The organism is Pseudomonas sp. P179, assembly GCF_000478485.2.
In the GTDB taxonomy this organism is placed as follows: Bacteria; Pseudomonadota; Gammaproteobacteria; order Pseudomonadales; family Pseudomonadaceae; genus Pseudomonas; species Pseudomonas aeruginosa.
In genome coordinates this window covers 3,108,980-3,129,064 of the sequence record NZ_KI517354.1, presented here as the reverse complement: position 1 = coordinate 3,129,064, position 20,085 = coordinate 3,108,980, and the positions used below count along the sequence as shown (strand labels likewise).

The 20,085-nt window shown below is 69.1% G+C and carries 15 protein-coding genes; 9 read left to right on the top strand and 6 right to left on the bottom strand.

Annotated elements, in window-relative coordinates; all coding sequences use genetic code 11:
- Position 1: 1 nt before the first annotated feature.
- Genes tagF through tagH form a run of 6 tightly spaced genes read right to left on the bottom strand, consistent with a single transcriptional unit; the run spans position 2 to position 8,908 of the window.
- On the bottom strand, positions 2-682 hold the full coding sequence (gene tagF, locus HMPREF1224_RS27025; RefSeq protein ID WP_003106966.1) for a type VI secretion system-associated protein TagF: 681 nt from the start codon (positions 680-682) through the stop codon (positions 2-4).
- A complete protein-coding gene (gene tssM, locus HMPREF1224_RS27020; protein WP_003106968.1) occupies positions 679-4,209 on the bottom strand; it encodes a type VI secretion system membrane subunit TssM in 3,531 nt (1,176 codons plus the stop codon). The genes tagF and tssM overlap by 4 nt, the downstream gene beginning before the upstream one ends.
- On the bottom strand, positions 4,206-5,555 hold the full coding sequence (locus tag HMPREF1224_RS27015; protein WP_003118500.1) for a DotU family type VI secretion system protein: 1,350 nt from the start codon (positions 5,553-5,555) through the stop codon (positions 4,206-4,208). The genes tssM and HMPREF1224_RS27015 overlap by 4 nt, the downstream gene beginning before the upstream one ends.
- Before the next feature lie 6 nt (positions 5,556-5,561).
- Positions 5,562-6,896 (bottom strand): type VI secretion system baseplate subunit TssK, encoded by a 1,335-nt coding sequence (gene tssK, locus HMPREF1224_RS27010; RefSeq protein ID WP_003115052.1) that lies wholly within the window; start codon positions 6,894-6,896, stop codon positions 5,562-5,564.
- Positions 6,897-6,911: 15 nt separating this feature from the next.
- On the bottom strand, positions 6,912-7,376 hold the full coding sequence (tssJ, locus tag HMPREF1224_RS27005) for a type VI secretion system lipoprotein TssJ (RefSeq protein WP_004351964.1): 465 nt from the start codon (positions 7,374-7,376) through the stop codon (positions 6,912-6,914).
- 44 nt (positions 7,377-7,420) lie between these two features.
- On the bottom strand, positions 7,421-8,908 hold the full coding sequence (gene tagH, locus HMPREF1224_RS27000) for a type VI secretion system-associated FHA domain protein TagH (protein ID WP_010793592.1): 1,488 nt from the start codon (positions 8,906-8,908) through the stop codon (positions 7,421-7,423).
- Between the two features lie 367 nt (positions 8,909-9,275).
- Here tagH and tssA point away from each other — a divergent pair, with 367 nt between their 5' ends.
- The 9 genes from tssA to tssH all read left to right on the top strand — a co-directional run bounded on the left by tssA (position 9,276) and on the right by tssH (position 20,081).
- On the top strand, positions 9,276-10,310 hold the full coding sequence (tssA, locus tag HMPREF1224_RS26995; RefSeq protein ID WP_010793591.1) for a type VI secretion system protein TssA: 1,035 nt from the start codon (positions 9,276-9,278) through the stop codon (positions 10,308-10,310).
- A gap of 88 nt (positions 10,311-10,398) precedes the next feature.
- Entirely contained in the window at positions 10,399-10,917 is a 519-nt protein-coding gene (tssB, locus tag HMPREF1224_RS26990) for a type VI secretion system contractile sheath small subunit (protein ID WP_003083666.1), read from the top strand.
- A gap of 12 nt (positions 10,918-10,929) precedes the next feature.
- Positions 10,930-12,426 (top strand): type VI secretion system contractile sheath large subunit, encoded by a 1,497-nt coding sequence (gene tssC / locus HMPREF1224_RS26985; RefSeq protein WP_003104973.1) that lies wholly within the window; start codon positions 10,930-10,932, stop codon positions 12,424-12,426.
- Positions 12,427-12,501: 75 nt separating this feature from the next.
- Positions 12,502-12,990: a type VI secretion system receptor/chaperone Hcp gene (hcp, locus tag HMPREF1224_RS26980; protein WP_003083670.1), complete on the top strand. Its 489-nt coding sequence runs from the start codon at positions 12,502-12,504 to the stop codon at positions 12,988-12,990.
- 167 nt (positions 12,991-13,157) lie between these two features.
- Positions 13,158-14,003, top strand: coding sequence for a type VI secretion system accessory protein TagJ (gene tagJ / locus HMPREF1224_RS26975; protein ID WP_003119488.1), 846 nt, complete (start codon positions 13,158-13,160; stop codon positions 14,001-14,003).
- 1 nt (position 14,004) lies between these two features.
- Complete coding sequence (gene tssE / locus HMPREF1224_RS26970; protein WP_003104971.1) at positions 14,005-14,514, top strand: type VI secretion system baseplate subunit TssE; 510 nt, start codon at positions 14,005-14,007, stop codon at positions 14,512-14,514.
- A complete protein-coding gene (gene tssF, locus HMPREF1224_RS26965; protein ID WP_010793590.1) occupies positions 14,511-16,370 on the top strand; it encodes a type VI secretion system baseplate subunit TssF in 1,860 nt (619 codons plus the stop codon). The genes tssE and tssF overlap by 4 nt, the downstream gene beginning before the upstream one ends.
- Positions 16,334-17,380, top strand: coding sequence for a type VI secretion system baseplate subunit TssG (tssG, locus tag HMPREF1224_RS26960; RefSeq protein WP_003104969.1), 1,047 nt, complete (start codon positions 16,334-16,336; stop codon positions 17,378-17,380). Before tssF ends, tssG begins: the two co-directional genes overlap by 37 nt.
- Positions 17,373-20,081 carry a type VI secretion system ATPase TssH gene (gene tssH / locus HMPREF1224_RS26955; protein WP_010793589.1) on the top strand — a complete coding sequence of 903 codons (2,709 nt, stop codon included), beginning with the start codon at positions 17,373-17,375 and terminating at the stop codon, positions 20,079-20,081. Before tssG ends, tssH begins: the two co-directional genes overlap by 8 nt.
- The last annotated feature ends 4 nt before the right edge of the window (positions 20,082-20,085 follow it).

Sequence of the window (20,085 nt, the reverse complement as noted above, 5' to 3'; positions counted from 1 at the left end):
CTTAACCGGGTATGCCGGGAAAGAGCGGGATCACCTCGCCCTCTCCGGTGAGGAATCGTCCGAACGCCGGCGCCGGCGGCAGGCCCTGGTAGCGCATCAGGCCGGCGGAGATCCGTGCCGAGCCGCGTCCCCACCAGTGGCTGGCGCCGTCGCAGGCGTGCTGGGCCAGCGCGGCGAGGCGCTGCGCCGGGGTCACCGCTTCGCTGCGCAGCAGGTTGCCGCTGATCAGCGATTGTTCGATGCGCGGTCCGCAGGGCGGTGCCGGGAGCTGCGCCACCGCCTGCTCGAAGGCCTCGACCTCGGCCTCCGGTTCGAGGGTGGAGAGCAGCAGGCTCTCGACCTGTTCGAACCAGCCGTCGTCGCCGCCGACCAGCCCGCCGAGGTCGGCGTTCGCCGGTAGCAGGCAGGCGACGGTCAGCGGGAAATAGCGACCGACCCGGTCGATGCTCGGCATCACCACTCCGGTCACCGCTTCGCCGCCGAGCAGGCCGGGGGCGATGGCGAAGCGCCACAGCGGGCTGGTCAGGTAGGCGTCGAGCCAGGCCGCGCCGAGTTCGTCCTGGCTGGCGCGCATGCCGCTGGCCAGCCAGGCGTCCCAGGGTTCGACGAAGGTGTTCGGCAGGCCGCGGCTGACGAAATCGCCGCGGCCGGCCAGCTTGCCGTAGAAACCGACGCTGTTCAAAGGCGCTCCGGGAGGCTGAAGCCGGACACGACCCGGCTCTTGAAGGGGTTGAAGGCGCTGCTGGCGCGCAGCTCGCAGGCGATGCTGGAGCCGTCGATGCGCAGCCGCAGGGTGAAGCGGTCCGGCGAGTTGCCGCGTTCCAGGTCCGACTGGTCGAGCAGGCGGAACCAGGCCCAGGGGCCTTCCAGGGTCAGGCCGGAACGGCCGCTACTGGGCGGCGGCGTCACCGTCAGGCGGACCACGCCGAGGCCGTTGGCGCTCGGCCACTGCATCGCCACCGGGCGGCTGGGGCCGTGGTCGTAGGTCAGCTGCTGGCCGTCGAGGTCGAGGATGAACTGGCTGATCGCCGCGTCCATGGTCACCGGCTTGAGCTCGAAGCGCACCGTCGGTTGCATGCCGCCGGAGCGGAAGAAGGCGTCGCGGATCGCCGCTGCGCGCTGGAAAGTGTGCAGCACGCCGGGGTTGATGCCGAGCTTCTGCGCCGCGCCGGGCTGCCAGCGCCAGGTGCTGGCGGAGGTGTCGACGTAGGGTTGCAGGTACTGGCGGAAGTAGCTGTCCATCACCCCGCCGGCACCGAAGAAGTGGCCGAAGTCTTCCAGGGTGGCGTCGCGCGAACTGCCGGCGGCGATCGGGTAGCGCCCGGCCAGGGATTGCCGGTAGACGCTGACCACGTCGCTGATCCAGGCCGCGTTGAGCTGGTTGCGCACGCTGCCCATCATGCTGCTGGTGGTGGAGTTGACCACGTTCTTCACCAGGCCCTGGACCACCGGCGGCTGGCGCTCGGCGCTGAGGGCCACGCGCGAGGCGGCGGCGGCCACCTGGTTCTTGGCGTCGCCGAGCAGCGAGTCGCCGCTGGCTCCGGCCATGGCGCTGACCTGCACGTAGAGCGCGTTCATGTCTTCCAGCAGGCTGTCGATCGGCGCCGGCTCGTTGCCGCCCTCGCCCTTGCTGACCAGGCTGTTGAGTTCGGCGAAGTGGGCGCTGATCGGGTCGCTGTCGACCTGCCGCGGCTGTTCGCGGGCGCCCTCTTCCTCCTGGCCGACCAGCGAGCCGAGGCGCTGCTTGAGCTTGTCCACGGTGCCGTCGGCGGCCTTCTTCACTTGCGCGGCGACCAGCCGGTCGCCCTTCTGCAGGTCGGTCTCGCGGGCCACTGCCTCGAGCAGCTTGCGGAACGGCGAGGTCGGTCCGGAGAGAATGCGCAGCACGTCGGCGGCCTGGGTGACATTGGTGATCGGCACCACGGTGAGGTCGGCGAGCAGGTCGTCCCACTGCCGCAGGTAGTCCTGGAAATACAGGCGACGCACGTCGAGGGCCAGGTTGGCGGCGTCGCCGGCATCGTTCAGGTCGCGCCCGAGCACCCACTGTTCCTCGGCGATGGTGCCGGCCTGGCTGAGGCTGGCGGTGAGGAACACCTCGCGATAGCCGCGGTAGGTGAAGAAGCCGCTGAGCGGGTCGGTGAGCGGCTTGCCGCTCTTGCGCGCGAACACCAGCGGCGCGTCGCGGCCGGCGGCGTCGCTGATGCGGAAGTCGGGCACGTCCTTGGGCAGCCTCTGCCGCTTGACCCGGTCGTAGACCCGCTGCGCCACCGGCAGTTGCTGCAACTGGCGGCGCAGGTCCTCGACCAGGTCCTGGTCCAGGCGCGCCGACGGCGGCCGTCGTTCGAGCAACGCGTCGAGGTGCGCGTGCAGCGCCTGGCGCTGTTCCGGCGAGAGGTCGCGCGGCAGGTTGCGTTCCCAGTCGAGGCTGATCCAGGCCTTGATGAAGTCGGCGTCGTAATGGTCCGGGCTGCCGAGCATCAGGTAGGCCTTCAGGCCCTCGTAGAGGAAATCGCTGCTGCCGCCGGAGCGCAACTGTTCCTCGATGCGGGTCACCAGGCGCGGGGCGAACACCGCGATCAGCAGCTTGCGGTAGACGCTGGCGGACTCCTCGCCGAGCATGTCGCCCTGGTACAGCCCGTAGCCTTCGGCCCAGCTCGGCGCGTCGCCGGCGAGATTCTGCACCGCGTTGAGCTGTGGCAGTACGGCCAGGACGTCGCGCTGGGCCGGGCTCAGCGACTCGATGCCGCGCGCCAGCGGGTCGACGCGCTGGTCGACCGCGGCGATGTAGCTCTGGTTGGCGCGGTAGCTGGCGATCCATACCGCCGTCACCGCCAGCACCACCAGCGCGGTGGCGCTCAGCGCGCCGATGGTCAGCCACTTGCGGCGGCGCTCGACCTTCGGGTTGGTGCCGACCAGGCCGCGTTCGCCGAACGCCACTTCGCGGAACAGCCGCTCGATGAAGTAGCTGCGCCCGGTTCCGGTCTGCCGCGCCAGGTGCTGGCGGTCGAGGTTCATCGACTGCGCCATGCTGCCGATCAGGCGGTCGATCGGACTGCCTTCCTGGGTTCCGCTGGTGAAGTACAGGCCGCGCAACAGCGGGCGTTCCTCGTAGGGGTTGGGCTTGAACACGCCGTTGAGGAACTCGCCGAGGCATTCGCGCAGGGCGGCGAATTGCTGCGGGAAGCCGTAGACCAGGTCGCGCCGCGCCGGGTCGCGCTCCTGCTGCAGGCGTTCCACCAGGCGCGCGGTGAGACGCTGTTCGAGCAGGGCGAATTCGCTGTCGAACACCGCCAGCGGGCCTTCCGCGCTCTTGCCGTCGTCGAGGGCGAAGGTCATCCCCCAGACCTGCGCGCGTTCCTCGCGGTTCAGGCTGTCGAAGAACTCCATAAAGCCCGGCACCAGGTCGAACTTGGTCAGCATCACGTAGATCGGGAAGCGCACCCCGAGCTGCTGGTACAGCTCCTGGATGCGTGCGCGGATCGCCTGGGCATGGGCGGCGCGCTCGGCGTCGCTGCCCAGCAGCAGGTCGGAAAGGCTGATGGCGATGAACGCGCCATCGATGGGGCGGCGCTTGCGCTGGGTCTTGAGCAGGTCGAGGAAGCCCAGCCAGGCGGCCTTGTCCACCTGGGCGTGGCTGTCCTGGGTGGTATAGCGGCCGGCGGTGTCCAGCAGCACCGCTTCGTCGGTGAACCACCAGTCGCAGTTGCGCGTGCCGCCGACCCCGCGGATCGCCCCGGCGCCCATCTGTGCGGCGAGCGGGAAGTCCAGGCCGGAATTCATCAGCGCGGTGGTCTTGCCCGAACCGGGCGGGCCGATGATCACGTACCAGGGCAACTCGTACAGGTTGCGCCGCTCGCTGCCGCCCAGCTTGGCCCGCTTGAGCAGGGCCAGGGCCTCGTCCATGCGTTGCTTGAGGGTCGCCAGCTCTTCGGCGGTGGCGACGCTGGCGGCGTCCGGCGCGCTGACCTCGGCGAGACTCTGCATGACCTTCGCCGCGTTGCGCCGGGCCTGCACGATGCGCAGCACGCGGAAGCCGATCCAGACCAGGAACAGCAGGACGATCAGCACCCAGCGGCTGGTCGCCGAGGCCAACGGTTCGTAGTTGCCCAGGCGCAGCAGCGGGCCGAGGAACCAGATGATCAGGCTCAGGGCGAGCAGGCCGAGCACCGGCACCACCCAGCGCGCGAAGAAGTTGAGGAAGCCTTTCATTGCGCGCCCTCCGCGAATACGGTGATTTCCACCCGGCGGTTGCGTGCGCGGCCTTCGGCGCTGGCGTTGCTCGCCACCGGCTCGGTGTCGCTGCGCCCTTCGGCGGTGAAGCGGCCGGCGTCGCCGGTGGTCGCGCCGAGCAGGTCGGCGACCTCCTGGGCGCGGGCCTGGGACAGTTTCCAGTTGGACGGGTAGCGCAGCGTGGCGATCGGCCGGTTGTCGCTATGGCCGGTGACCAGCACCTGGCCCTTGACCTTGCGCAGGGCGTCGGCGATGCGCAGCAGCAGCGGCTGGAACTCGTCGCGCACGCTGGCGCTGGCGCTGGCGAACAGCTCGTCGCCGCGGATGGTCACCACCGAGCGGTCGACGGCGTCCTCCACCGCCACCCGCTGGGCCTTGATGTCGTCGGCGAGGAAGCGCGCCAGGCGTGGCCGTTCGATCACCCGCGGCTGCACCGCCGGGCGGTCGATGGCCTGCACCGGGATCTCGCCGATGGCGTGGATGCGCTTGAACACCGGCTCGGCGTCGGCGGCCAGCTTCATCCGCAGGCCGAACAGCAAGGCCAGCAGCAAGGCCAGGCCGATGGCGATACCGACCCACGGCGGCAGGTATTGCGAAAGGCGGTCGCGCATCACGCTGAGGCCGCGCCAGTGCGGCGACAGTTCGTGCTCGTACTCGCCGCGGGTGCTGCGGATCACCGCCGCGGTGCGCTCGCGCAGCGCCTCCAGTTGGCTGCGGCCGTCGTGCATGACCCGGTAGCGGCCTTCGAAGCCGAGGCTGGTGCACAGGTACAGCAGCTCCAGCAGGTGCAGGCGCTGGTGCGGGTTCTGCAGGCAGTGTTCGAGCAACTGGAAGACCTTCTCGCCACCCCAGGCCTCGTTGTGCAGGGTGATCAGCAGGCTCTGCTTGCCCCAGTCGCTGGTGCTGCCCCACGGCGTGCTGAGCACCGCTTCGTCGAGGGCGGTGCAGAGCACGTAGCGCGCCAGCATCACCTCGTCCGGCGCCACGCCGGCCTGGCGTGCCTTCTCCTCGAACTGGCGCAGGTAGCCGAGCAGTTGCGCGCGCAGGCTGGCCGGCGCCGGATGGGCGATGGTGTTGCGCAGGCGGGTGAGCATCGCCAGCAGTGGGCCGGCGGCCTGCTCCAGCGGGTTGAGGCCGTCGCCGCGGCCGCTCAGCGGCGCCAGGCTGGCCATCGGCGGCGGCGTGTAGGGATCGCCGCCGCGGGGGCCGCCGGCCGGTTCCGGGGCGCGGCCGCCGGGACGCGGCATGATCATGGTGCGGTCGTCGGGCGGGCTTCCGTTGCCGCCGCCGGCCGGGGTGCCGAAGGGATCGTCGATGGGAGGCATCGTTGCTTATCCTCGAATGGCCCAGAAGGCCAGGTTCAGCCCGGGGAACTGGCCGGCGATGTGGAAGGCGAAGCCGCCGGAGTGCGTCAGCTGCTTCCAATGCGCGCTGCCGCGGTCCAGTTCGAAATAGGTGGAGCCGGCGTGGTAGGGGATCTGCCGCGGCGCCACCGGCATCGGCAGCAGGCCGATACCCGGCAGTTGCAGGTTGACCAGGTCGCGGATGTGCTCCACCGAGCCGACCTTGGCCTGCTGCGGGAAGTGCCCGCGCAGGCTCTCGCCGGGGACGTCGGCGCGCACCACCAGGACGAAGCTGGCGTTGTCGATCAGGCTGCGGTCGCTGAGCATCGCGACGTGCACGCCGTAGGCCTTCTCGACGATCGGGATGGCGATCGCCTTGGCGTCGATCACCGTCGCCAGCGCCTGGCGCAGGGCGAGCATCACCGGGGCGAAGCTGGCGGCCAGGTCGTCGTGGTTGTACACCGGGTACTCCTCGGGACGCCGCTGGCTGGCGGTGAAGGTGCAGAACTCGCCGGCCAGGGCCACCAGTTCGCGGTACAGCTCCTGCGGGTGCAGCGGGCGCACGCGGGACAGGTGACCGGTGAGGGCCTCGGCGCGGTTGACCAGTTGCAGCAGCAGGAAGTCGGCGATTTCCGAGGCGCCCCCGGCGCTGGATGCCACCACCCGCCCGGCGAGGGCTTCGCCGCGCTGGTGGAGCAGGCCCAGCAGCTCCTTGGCGAAGGACGCCAGGGGCGGCGCGGCGGCAATGTCGAGCACCGGCGGCAGGTAGTCCTCGTCCAGGCTCAGGGCCTGGTCCGCGCGCTTCTCGCGGACCCGCGCGACGCCCACCGCGGCGTATTCGCCGAGGCCGTCGCGCTCGGTCAGCAGGCGGAACGCCTGGCTGCCCAGGGCCACCGGGGCGCGGCTCTCGAAGGCAGCATTGTCGTCGCGCACTTCCTGCACCTGGCTGACGTAGCGGGCGCCGCCGAGGGCCTCGCCCTCCTCTACCGTGTCGCGGGTGCCGACCCGCTTCAGCGGCAGGCCGAGGTAGACGATGCCATCGCGCAGGCTTTCCTCGACATTCAGCGGCGCCGGCGCCGGATCGTCGGCGGGGATGTTGAACGGCGTACCATCCGGCAGCACGCCGCGGGCGCTGACGATGGCCAGCTTGCCCTGGGTCAGCAGGGCATCGTCCAGCTTCAGCTCGGAAAAGCCCCAGCCGCCCGCCAGGAGCGAGCGGCAGCGGCCATCCACCAGGGTTTCCAGGTAGCGGTCGTGCTGCTGGAAATGCTGTGGCCGCAGGAACATGCCTTCGGACCACACCACGCGGTTATTCCAGGACATAGGGACTCCGAAGGTTCAGGGCGCGGGACGCGCGACGATGCCGATGGCCTGCGCGCCGAGCGTGATGTCGAGATGGCTGGTGCGTTGCCCCGGCACGGCGAGGACCTGGCGCCAGGTGGCGCGGTCGAGGTCGCGGTAGGCGGCGACGAAACCGAGCTGGCGGGTCTGCTCGTCGAGCGTGCGTTCGATGCGCCGTTCCTCGCCCGGACGCAGGAGGAACTCGTCCTGCTCCACCAGGTCGCCACCGAGGGTCGACTGGGCGTTGTCGGTGAGGGCGAAGTAGTCGGCGCGGCCGAACGCGGTGTCTTTCTTCAGCTCGTACAGCCGCAGGCGCAGCGGCGCCGCCTGGCCGGCGGCGGACGGGTTGAGGTTCGGTGCGGCGTGGAGCCAGATCACCACCCGGGTCGGCGGGGTTTCCGGCGGGCTGGACGAACAGGCGGCGAGCAGCAGCCCGAACAGCGCGACGATCAGTTTCTGCATGGTGTCGTCCTCATTGACGTTGTTTCTCCTGGTGTTCGTTGGCGTCAGGAACGCCGTAGTCGAGCGCTGTGTTCCTCGTAGGCGCGGCTGAATTCGCGGCCGAAAAGCTCCTGGAAGTCGTCCTCCGCCTCGCGCAGGATCTTCGCGTACAGCTCGGTGAAACTGTCCCAGTTCTGTGCCTGGCGGGCCCCCGGCAGCAGGCCGGAAAGCCCGGCCGGCTTGCCGAAGCGGGCTTCCAGCGCGGCCGGTTCGAAGCGCGCCAGCAGGTGGCGGATGGCGGCCTGCACGCCGGCCATCACCGCCAGCTGGTGCGCCTTGAGGTCTTCGAAGCTGTCGGCCACCGCGCGATCCGGCGCCATGAACGCCTGGTTGTCGCGGCGCAGCAGGAGCAGCATGGCCTCGTCGACGTTCGGCGCGAACTTCAGCGGGTTGTTCTGCACCGGCTGGATCATGGTCTGCGCCATGCGGAACTCGCCCTTCAGGCTGGCCCGCGCGCGCAGCACGTCCACCAGTCCTTCCACCAGGCCGCGATAGCTGCGGCCGATGGCTTCCATCTGCGCTTCGGCGCCGGCCGGGTCGACCTTCAACTGGGTCATGCCGGCGCCGCGCAGGAACGCTTGCAGCAGGTCGCCGCCGGCCGACGCGGCGGCGCTTGCCGGCGGCGTCGGCGCCGCCACGCTCGCTGGCTGTGGCTGTGGCTGTGGCTGTGGCTGTGGCTGTGGCTGTGGCTGTGGCTGTGGCTGTTGGGTGATCCCTGGGTCGGCGAAGGGCATCGCCAGCGGCGTCGGTTCGGCCGTCGGCAGCGGCTGGGCGACGGGCGTGGCGCTTGGCGCGGGCGTGTTGCCGAGCAGTTCGGCGAACGGGTCCCAGTCGGCCGGAATCAGCGGTGCGCCGCCAGCGGGCGGTGGCGCCGGGGGGGTCGCGGGGGGCGGCGGGATCACCGGTTCCGGCGGGCGGAAGTCGTGCTGTTCGGCCGGTACATGGTCCGGACGCGGCGCCGCGCCGGGCGGCGGCGGGGTGAGGAAGTCGAACAGGTCGGGCTTGGTGTCCAGCGGCGAGCCGCCCTGGAAATGCGCCGTCACCGCGGGGTGCGGGGTGGGCGCCGGTTCGGCGAAGGCAGGCGCCGATCCGGCGGCCTGCCGGCTCATCAGGGCGTCGAAGCTGGTGAACGGATCGGTCTGCGGATTGCCGCTGCCGGGCAGGGCGATGTCATGGCCGAGCTGGACGAGGATGTCGTATTCGCCGAGGCGGACGGTCTCGCCGTCCTGCAGCGGCTCGCTGTTGCCGCGGCGCAGGCGGTGCCCGGCATTGACCAGCAGCACGCCGTTGGTGCTGGTGTCGGTGAGGTAGTACACCCCGTCGCGGTTGAGGATGGTGCAGTGGCGGCTGGAGACCAGGCGCTCCGGGTCCGGCAGGACCCAGTCGTTGTCCGGGCCCCGACCGATGGTCAGCTGTCCCTGGTCCAGTACCTTTTCCGAACACTGACCGGGGGTCAGCTTGTGGTAGCTGGTGATGGTCAATCGCAGCGGCATTGCTACTCCTTGCATTGCCAGCGCCCGGCTCTTCCAGGCGCTCACCCCCGTGCCCGAGGGATTTCGGTTCGCATCCAGGCTGGCCCGACGGCTTTCCGGCGTTTCGTCGCCTCGGGAAGACACATCGGGTGATACCGGATTATAAAAGACTAATCCTACGTCTTTTAAAGATTTGTCCGATCTGCGGTGTCATGCAACTAGTGGCGTTGTGCCTTCCTTGACAAGCCTTGCGGCATGCCACAAGAATTTTGCCAACCTTTCGAGTCATCCGATATTCATCAATGGCTCCTACAAGATCCGACGGAGTGGATCTTACAAGCGAAGGTGAGGGCCGCGCAGCGGCTTCGATGATAGGGAGATCGTCACCGTGCTGGATGTACCCGTTTTGCTGGCTGCCGTATCCCCGGACTCGCCCTGTGGCGACGATCTGGAGTACGACGCCGCGTTCCTCGAACTCGAACGCATCGCCCAGGGCCAACCCGAGCGCCAGATGGGCGATGCCGTGCTGCCCGCCGAACCGCCGGAGTGGCCGCGCGTACGCGCGCTGGCCAGCGAACTGTTCGGCCGTAGCAAGGACCTGCGGGTAGCCAACCTGCTGCTGCAGAGCAACGTCGCCCTCGACGGCCTGGACGGGCTCGCCGACGGCCTGCTGCTGGTCCGCGAGCTGCTCGGCCAGTACTGGGACGGCGTCTATCCGCTGCTCGACGCCGATGACGACAACGACCCCACCTTCCGTATCAACGCCCTCACCGGCCTGGTCGCCGAACCGCTGCTGCAACTGGTCTGGGCGATCCCGCTGGTGCGCTCGCGGGCGTTCGGCCCGGTCAACCTGCGCGCCGCGCTGAACGCCGCCGGGCTGCAACGCTTCGCCAGCGAGACCCTGAGTCCCGAGCAGATCGCCGGCGCCTTCGCCGATGCCGGCGCCGATGCGCTGGCCGCCACCCGGCGCGCCCTGGAAGGCGCCCAGGAACATGCCCTGGCCATCGAGAGCGGCGTCGCCGAACGGGTCGGCTCGGCCCAGGGACTCGACCTCGGTCCCCTTCGTCAACTGCTGCGCCAGGCCCTCCAGGTGTTCGACCTGTACGGCCCGCAGGGCGCCGGCGAGCCCTTGGCGCCGGGTGCCGAAGCGGCCGCCGACGAGCAGGGGGGCGCCGCGCCTGTCGCAGCCGTCGCCGCGCCGGCACCGCGAGCCAGCGGCGAGATCGCCAACCGCGAAGACGTCCTGCGCCAGCTCGACCGCCTGCTCGAGTATTACGTTCGCCACGAGCCGTCGAGCCCGGTGCCGGTGCTGCTCAAGCGCGCCAAGACACTGGTGACGGCCGACTTCGCCGAAATCGTGAGGAATCTCATCCCCGATGGGATTTCCCAGTTCGAAACCCTGCGAGGCCCGGAAAGCGAGTAACGCCTAGCGGCCGTCCGGGCCAACGCTGCAAGCCGCCGGGGCGATTCCGACGGCGCTAACAACCGCCGTCGCGCGAGGGAGAAACAAGATGGGAAGCACTACCAGCAGTCAGAAGTTCATCGCCAGGAACCGGGCGCCACGCGTGCAGATCGAGTACGACGTGGAGTTGTACGGTGCCGAGAAGAAGGTCCAGCTGCCCTTCGTCATGGGCGTCATGGCCGACCTCGCCGGCAAGCCCGCCGAACCCCAGGCGGCGGTCGCCGACCGCAAGTTCCTGGAGATCGACGTGGACAACTTCGATGCCCGGCTGAAGGCGATGAAGCCGCGGGTGGCCTTCAACGTACCGAACGTGCTGACCGGCGAAGGCAACCTGAGCCTGGACATCACCTTCGAGAGCATGGACGACTTCAGCCCCGCCGCGGTGGCGCGCAAGGTCGATTCGCTGAACAAGCTGCTCGAGGCGCGTACCCAGCTGGCCAACCTGCTGACCTACATGGACGGCAAGACCGGCGCCGAGGAAATGATCATGAAGGCGATCAAGGACCCGGCCCTGCTTCAGGCCCTGGCCAGCGCGCCGAAGCCCAAAGACGACGAGCCGCAGGCGTAAGAGGATTCCAGCATGGCCGAATTGAGCACCGAGAACCTGGCCCAGGGCCAGACCACCACCGAGCAGACCAGTGAGTTCGCCAGCCTGCTGCTGCAGGAGTTCAAGCCCAAGACCGAGCGCGCCCGCGAAGCGGTGGAGACCGCCGTGCGGACCCTCGCCGAGCATGCCCTGGAGCAGACCAGCCTGATCTCCAACGACGCGATCAAGTCGATCGAGTCGATCATCGCGGCGATCGACGCCAAGCTCACCGCGCAGGTCAACCTGATCATGCACCACGCCGACTTCCAGCAACTGGAAAGCGCCTGGCGCGGCCTGCACTACCTGGTCAACAACACCGAGACCGACGAGCAACTGAAGATCCGCGTGCTGAACATCTCCAAGCCGGAGCTGCACAAGACCCTGAAGAAATTCAAGGGCACCACCTGGGACCAGAGTCCGATCTTCAAGAAGCTCTACGAAGAGGAATACGGCCAGTTCGGCGGCGAGCCCTATGGCTGCCTGGTCGGCGACTACTACTTCGACCAGTCGCCGCCGGACGTCGAGCTGCTCGGCGAGATGGCGAAGATCTCCGCCGCCATGCACGCGCCGTTCATTTCCGCCGCCTCGCCGACGGTGATGGGCATGGGTTCCTGGCAGGAACTGTCCAACCCGCGCGACCTGACCAAGATCTTCACCACCCCGGAATACGCCGGCTGGCGTTCGCTGCGCGAGTCCGAGGACTCCCGCTACATCGGCCTGACCATGCCGCGCTTCCTGGCGCGCCTGCCCTACGGGGCGAAGACCGATCCTGTGGAAGAGTTCGCCTTCGAGGAAGAAACCGACGGCGCCGACAGCAGCAAGTACGCCTGGGCCAACTCGGCCTACGCGATGGCGGTCAACATCAACCGCTCCTTCAAGCTCTACGGCTGGTGCTCGCGGATCCGCGGCGTCGAGTCCGGCGGCGAGGTGCAGGGCCTGCCGGCGCACACCTTCCCCACCGACGACGGCGGCGTGGACATGAAGTGCCCGACCGAGATCGCCATTTCCGACCGCCGCGAGGCGGAGCTGGCGAAGAACGGCTTCATGCCGCTGCTGCACAAGAAGAACACCGACTTCGCCGCCTTCATCGGCGCGCAGTCGCTGCAGAAACCCGCCGAGTACGACGATCCGGACGCCACCGCCAACGCCAACCTGGCGGCGCGCCTGCCCTACCTGTTCGCCACCTGCCGCTTCGCCCATTACCTGAAGTGCATCGTTCGCGACAAGATCGGTTCCTTCAAGGAGAAGGACGAGATGCAGCGCTGGCTGCAGGACTGGATCCTCAACTACGTCGACGGCGACCCGGCCCACTCCACCGAGACCACCAAGGCCCAGCACCCGCTGGCGGCGGCCGAAGTGGTGGTGGAGGAAGTCGAAGGCAATCCGGGTTACTACAACTCGAAGTTCTTCCTTCGCCCGCACTACCAGCTCGAGGGACTGACGGTATCGCTACGCCTGGTATCCAAGCTGCCTTCGGCCAAAGAGGCCTGAGGCATTCAACGACAGCGCCTGCCATGGTGGCGGGCGCTTGCATAGCGTAGTGGCGCGAGCCACACGGGAGGAAAGATGGCTGTTGATATGTTCATCAAGATCGGCGACGTCAAGGGTGAGTCCAAGGACAAGACTCACGCCGAGGAAATCGACGTGCTGGCATGGAGCTGGGGCATGTCCCAGTCCGGGTCGATGCACATGGGCGGTGGCGGCGGCGCCGGCAAGGTCAACGTGCAGGACCTGTCGTTCACCAAGTACATCGACAAGTCCACGCCCAACCTGATGATGGCCTGCTCCAGCGGCAAGCACTATCCGCAGGCGAAGCTGACCATCCGCAAGGCCGGCGGCGAGAACCAGGTCGAGTACCTGATCATCACCCTGAAGGAAGTCCTGGTGTCCTCGGTGAGCACCGGCGGCAGCGGTGGCGAGGATCGCCTGACCGAGAACGTGACCCTGAACTTCGCCCAGGTCCAGGTCGACTACCAGCCGCAGAAGGCGGATGGCGCGAAGGACGGCGGTCCGGTCAAGTACGGCTGGAACATCCGCCAGAACGTGCAGGCCTGATGAGCCGGCTGCCGGTCATGGCGTGGCCAGGCCATGCCGTGGCCGGTGCGAGCGCCCGCCATGCCGGGTGCCGAAGGCGCGCGCGGCGCGCCGCGGGCCTCGTCCGCCCGACCTCCTGCCGGAGGTACTGAATTCCACCGGGTCGTCCGTCGCGTCCGCCGGGCGCCATGGCCGACCCTTCATTCGCATCCGGGCGCCTGGGCTCCCGGCTACAGGGAAGTATCGCGATGATCGCCGAAGAACTGTTGCGCGCCGGGCGCCTGGACGATGCCTTGAAAGCCTTGCAGGAACAGGTGCGCAGCCAGCCGTCGAACGCTACCCTGCGGATCTTCCTGTTCCAGCTGCTGGCCGTGATGGGCCAGTGGGCGCGGGCGCAGAACCAGCTCAAGGTGGTCGGCGAACTGGATGCCTCGGCGCTGCCGATGGTACAGACCTACTCCACCGCCATCGACTGCGAGGCGCTGCGCCGCGAGGTGTTCGCCGGGCGCCTGACGCCGGTGATCCTCGGCCAGCCGGCGGAATGGATCGCGCCGCTGTTGCAGGCCCTGAGCCTGGACGCCGAAGGCCATGGCGAGGCCGCCCAGGCCCTGCGCGAGCAGGCCTTCGACGCCGCGCCGGCGGTGCCCGGGCGGATCGGCGAAGCGCCGTTCGCCTGGCTGGCGGATGCCGACACGCGCCTCGGCCCGGTGCTCGAGGTAATCGTCAACGGTCGCTATGCCTGGTTGCCGATGAGCAACCTGCGCAGCCTCAAGGTCGAGGCGCCGAGCGACCTGCGCGACCTGGTCTGGCTGCCGGCCGAACTGACCCTGGCCAACGGTGGCGCCACCGTCGCGCTGCTGCCGGCGCGCTACGCGGAAACCGTCGAGCACGGCGACGACGCCGCGCGCCTGGGGCGCAAGACCGAATGGCTGGACAGCGGCCTGCCGGTCGGCCAGCGGCTGTTCGTCACCGATGCCGGCGAGACCGCGCTGTTCGACCTGCGTGAACTGGACTTCGAGCCGACGGACGCCTGACATGGCCGAACTGACCCTTCAGGAGCGCCTGCAGCCGTCGCTGCTCGACCGCCTCACCGACGACGAGCCGGGCAACCTCAAGGAAGCCGCGGAGCGCCGGGTGCTGACCCTGAACCAGCTGAAGGCCTCGGTGCTGCGCGACCTGGCGTGGCTGTTCAACACCACTTCGCTGTTCGACCACGGCCCCGCCGCACGGATGCCGGCCGGCAACTCGGTGCTCAACTACGGGCTGCCGGCGCTGGCCGGGCACACCGCGTCGAGCGTCGACGTGCATGCCATCGAGGCGCTGCTCACCGAGACCATCGCCACCTTCGAGCCGCGCATCATCCGTTCTTCGTTGCGGGTGCGCGCGCAACTGCTGCCCGGCGAGATGGACCACAACGCCCTGAGCTTCGAGATCGAGGGCGACCTCTGGGCCGAACCGGCGCCGCTGCGCCTGCTGCTGACCACCAACCTGGACCTGGAGACCGGCCACGTGCGCGTCGCCCAGGGCGAGCGGAGGCGTACATGAACCCGCGCCTGCTCGAGTACTACAACCAGGAGTTGCAACACATCCGCGAAAGCGCCGCGGAGTTCGCCGAGGAATTCCCGAAGATCGCCGGGCGCCTGTCGCTGTCCGGCTTCGAGTGCGCCGACCCCTACGTCGAGCGCCTGCTGGAAGGCTTCGCCTATCTCACCGCGCGGGTCCAGCTGAAGCTCGACGCGGAGTACCCGACCTTCACCCACAACCTGTTGGAAATCGCCTACCCGCACTACCTGGCGCCGACCCCGTCGATGACCGTGGTGCAGTTGCGCCCGGACCCCAACGAAGGCGCCCTGAGCAGCGGCTTCAGCGTCGAGCGCGGGGCCTCCCTGCGCGGCCAGCTCGGCCCCGATGACCAGACCGCCTGCGAATACCGCACCGCCCACCCGGTGACCCTGTGGCCGCTGGAAGTGGCCCAGGCCGACTACTTCGGCAATCCCGCCGCGGTGCTCGGCCGCCTCGCCGCCAGCGAGCCGCGGGCCAAGGCCGGCCTGCGCATCCGCCTGCGCAGCGGCGCCGGCATCCCGTTCGACAGCCTGTCGCTGGACGCCCTGCCGCTCTACCTGCACGGCGCCGACGAACAACCCTACCGCCTCTACGAACAATTGCTCGGCAACGCCTGCGCGGTGTTCGTCCGCGCCCCGGACAATGCCTGGGTCGAACGCCTGCCGACGAGCAGCCTGCGTGCGCGCGGCTTCGACGACGAGGACGCGCTGCTGCCGGTGGTGCCGCGGGCGTTCCAGGGCTACCGCCTGCTGCAGGAATACTTCGCCCTGCCGGCGCGCTTCCTGTTCGTCGAGTTCTCCGGCCTGAACCGCGCCCTGCGTCGATGCCACGGCGAGGAGCTGGAACTGGTCGTGCTGTTCGGCAAGCACGACCAGCGCCTGGAGGGCACGGTGGACGCGGAGCAACTGGTGCCGTTCTGCACCCCGGCGATCAACCTGTTCCCGCACCGCTGCGACCGCATCCACCTGTCCGACCGGGTCAACGAGCATCACGTGATCGTCGACCGCACCCGTCCGCTGGATTTCGAGGTGCATTCGCTGCAACAGGTGAGCGGCCACGGCAGCGGTCCGGAGCAACCCTTCCAACCGTTCTACGCGGTGCGCGACCCGGCGCGCTACGGCCGCGAGCAGGCCTACTTCAGCGTGCGCCGCGAACCGCGCGTGCTGTCCAGCAAGCAGCGGCGCAAGGGCCCGCGCTCGACCTACGTCGGCAGCGAGACCTTCGTCGCCCTGGTCGACGCCAACCAGGCGCCCTATCGCCACGACCTGCGCCAGCTCGGCATCGCCGCGCTGTGCACCAACCGCGACCTGCCGCTGTTCATGCCGATCGGCGCGCACAAGAGCGACTTCACCCTGGAGGACAGCGCGCCGGTCATGCAGGTGCGCTGCCTCGCCGGACCGAGCCGGCCGCGCGCCAGCCGTGCCCACGATGCCAGCGCCTGGCGGCTGATCAGCCAGCTGTCGCTGAACTACCTGTCGCTGGCCGAGCGCGGCCAGGGCGCCGCCGCCCTGCGCGAGCTGCTGCGGCTCTACGGCGACAGCGGCGATCCGGCGCTGCAATTGCAGATCGAGGGCCTGCGCGAGGTCAGCAGCAAGCCTTGCACGCGGCGCCTGCCGATGCCCGGGCCGATCGTCTTCGGCCGTGGCCTGGAGATCACCCTGGACTTCGACGAGAACGCGTTCCGCGGCACCGGGGTGTTCCTTCTCGGCGCTGTGTTCGAGCGCTTCCTGGCACGCTACGTGTCGATCAACAGCTTTACCGAGACGGTGCTGCGCACCGGCGAACGGGGCGAGGTGATGAGATGGCAGGCGAAGCCGGGCAGCCGTCCGAACCTCTGAACCTGCTCGCCGGGATGGCGGCGGCGCCCTGGGACTATGACTTCTTCCAGGCGCTGCGGCGCATCGAGTGCGAGTCGCCGCAACTGCCGCGCCTCGGTCATTCGGTGCGGCTGGCGGACGACCCGCTGCGTCTCGGGCAGAAGCCCGACTGCACCTTCGCGCCCTCGACCCTGGCCTCGGTGAGCCAGGCCGGCACCGCTGCGGTGCCGCGCCTGGACCAGTTCTTCTTCGGCCTCACCGGCCCCAACGGGCCGCTGCCGCTGCACCTCACCGAATACGCCCGGGAACGCCAGCGCAACGTCAACGACGCGACCTTCAAGCGCTTCATGGACGTCTTCCACCACCGCCTGCTGACCCTGTTCTACCGGGCCTGGGCCGAGGCGCGGCCGGAGATCAGCCACGACCGGATCGACGACGACTACTGGTCGGCGCGCCTCGCCGCGCTCTCCGGGCGCGGCATGCCGAGCCTGCGGGGGCGCGAGCCGCTGGCCGATACCGCACGCTACTACTACACCGGCCACCTCGCCGCGCAGACCCGCTACCCGGACGGCCTGCGGGTGATCCTCGCGGAGTATTTCGAGGTCCCGGTGGCGGTCGAGGAATACGTCGGCCAATGGCTGGAGCTGCCCGAGCGCAGCCGCCTCGGCGTCGACTCGACGAGCCTGGGCATGGACGTCTGCCTGGGCACCCACGTCTGGGACCGCCAGCACAAGTTCCGCCTGCGCCTGGGGCCGCTGGACCTCGATCAATACCAGCGCTTCCTGCCCGACGGCGACCACTTCGTCGAGCTGGCCGCCTGGGTCGCCGAATACCTGGGCGAGGAGCTGGACTGGGACGTCAACCTGGTCCTGCAACGCCACGAAGTACCCCCGCTGGGCCTGCAGGGCGGCGGGCGGCTCGGTTTCAACACCTGGCTGGGCGATCCCGGCCAGGACGCCAGGGATCTACTGCTGGCCCGCCAGTACGCCACTGCGCGGCCGCACGAGCACAAGGAGAAGGAACATGAGTGAGATCAGTCGCGTTGCGCTGTTCGGCAAGCTGAACAGCCTGGCCTACAAGGCCATCGAGGCCGCCACGGTATTCTGCAAGCTGCGCGGCAATCCCTATGTCGAGCTGGTGCACTGGTTCCACCAGATCCTCCAGTTGCCGGACTCGGACCTGCACCAGATCGTCCGCCAGTCCGGGATCGACCCGGCGCGCCTGGCCAAGGACCTGACCGAGGCCCTCGACCGCCTGCCGCGCGGCTCGACCTCGATCACCGACCTGTCCTCCCATGTCGAGGAAGCGGTGGAGCGCGGCTGGGTCTACGGCAGCCTGATGTTCGGCGAGAGCCAGGTGCGCACCGGCTACCTGGTGATCGGCATCCTCAAGACGCCGAGCCTGCGCCATGCCCTCACCGGGCTGTCGGCGGAATTCGCCAAGCTCAAGGTCGAGGCGCTCACCGAGCGCTTCGACGAGTACGTCGGCGCCTCGCCGGAGAACGGCCTGTCGGCCAGCGACGGCTTCAACGCCGGTGCCGCCCCGGGCGAGGCCAGCGGCGCCCTGGCGCCGAGCGCGATGGGCAAGCAGGAGGCGCTCAAGCGCTTTACCGTGGACCTCACCGAGCAGGCCCGTAGCGGCAAGCTCGACCCCATCGTCGGGCGTGACGAGGAGATCCGCCAGTTGGTGGACATCCTCATGCGCCGCCGGCAGAACAACCCGATCCTCACCGGCGAGGCCGGCGTCGGCAAGACCGCGGTGGTGGAAGGCTTCGCCCTGCGCATCGTCGCCGGCGACGTCCCGCCGGCGCTGAAGGACGTCGAACTGCGCGCCCTCGACGTCGGCCTGCTGCAGGCCGGGGCGAGCATGAAGGGCGAGTTCGAGCAGCGCCTGCGCCAGGTGATCGAAGACGTGCAGAGTTCCGAGAAGCCGATCATCCTGTTCATCGACGAAGCCCACACCCTGGTCGGCGCCGGTGGCGCGGCCGGCACCGGCGACGCCGCCAACCTGCTCAAGCCGGCCCTGGCGCGCGGCACCCTGCGCACCGTGGCGGCGACCACCTGGGCCGAGTACAAGAAGCACATCGAGAAGGACCCGGCGCTGACCCGGCGTTTCCAGGTGGTGCAGGTGGACGAGCCGTCCGAGCACAAGGCCATCCTGATGATGCGCGGCGTCGCGTCGACCATGGAGAAGCACCACCAGGTGCAGATCCTCGACGAGGCGCTGGAGGCGGCGGTCCGGCTGTCGCACCGCTACATCCCGGCGCGCCAGCTGCCGGACAAGTCGGTGAGCCTGCTGGATACCGCCTGCGCGCGCACCGCCATCAGCCTGCACGCGGTGCCGGCCGAGGTCGACGATAGCCGCCGACGCATCGAGGCGCTGGAAACCGAGCTGGCGATCATCCGCCGCGAGAGCGCCATCGGCGTCGCCACCGCCGAACGCCAGCGCAACGCCGAGACCCTGCTGGCCGAGGAGCGCGAGCGCCTGGCCGCCCTGGAGCAGCGCTGGGCCGAGGAAAAACGCCTGGTCGACGAACTGCTGGAGACCCGCGCCCGTCTGCGTGCCGCCGCCGAAGCGGTGGACGCCGGCGGCGTGCCGCTGGGCGAAGGCGAGGCGCGTCTCGACGAGGAACAGCGCCAGGCGCTGCATGCGCGGCTGGCGGAGCTGCAGGCGCAACTGAGCGCGTTGCAGGGCGAAGAGCCGCTGATCCTGCCGACCGTGGACTACCAGGCGGTGGCCTCGGTGGTCGCCGACTGGACCGGCATCCCGGTCGGCCGCATGGCGCGCAACGAGATCGAGACCGTGCTCAACCTCGACCGGCACCTGAAGAAGCGCATCATCGGCCAGGACCACGCGCTGGAGATGATCGCCAAGCGCATCCAGACTTCCCGCGCCGGCCTCGACAACCCGAGCAAGCCGATCGGCGTGTTCATGCTCGCCGGCACCTCCGGGGTGGGCAAGACCGAGACCGCGCTGGCCTTGGCCGAGGCCATGTACGGCGGCGAGCAGAATGTCATCACCATCAACATGAGCGAGTTCCAGGAAGCCCACACCGTCTCCACCCTCAAGGGCGCCCCGCCCGGCTACATCGGCTACGGCGAGGGTGGCGTGCTGACCGAGGCGGTGCGTCGCAAGCCCTACAGCGTGGTGCTGCTGGATGAAGTGGAGAAGGCCCACCCGGATGTCCACGAGATCTTCTTCCAGGTCTTCGACAAGGGCGTGATGGAGGACGGCGAAGGCCGGGTGATCGACTTCAAGAACACCCTGATCCTGCTCACCACCAACGCCGGCACCGAGATGATCGCCAGCCTCTGCGCCGATCCGGAACTGATGCCCGAGCCGGAAGCCATCGCCAAGTCGCTGCGCGAACCGTTGCTGAAGATCTTCCCGCCGGCGCTGCTCGGCCGCCTGGTGACCATCCCCTACTACCCGCTCAGCGACGACATGCTCAAGGCCATTTCGCGCCTGCAACTGGGGCGGATCAAGAAGCGCGTGGAGGCGACCCACAAGGTGCCGTTCGAGTTCGACGAGGGCGTCGTCGACCTGATCGTCTCGCGCTGCACCGAGACCGAGAGCGGCGGCCGGATGATCGACGCGATCCTCACCAACACGCTGTTGCCGGACATGAGCCGCGAGTTCCTCACCCGCATGCTCGAAGGCAAGCCGTTGGCCGGGGTACGTATCAGTAGCCGCGACAACCAGTTCCACTACGACTTCGCCGAGGCCGAGTGACAAC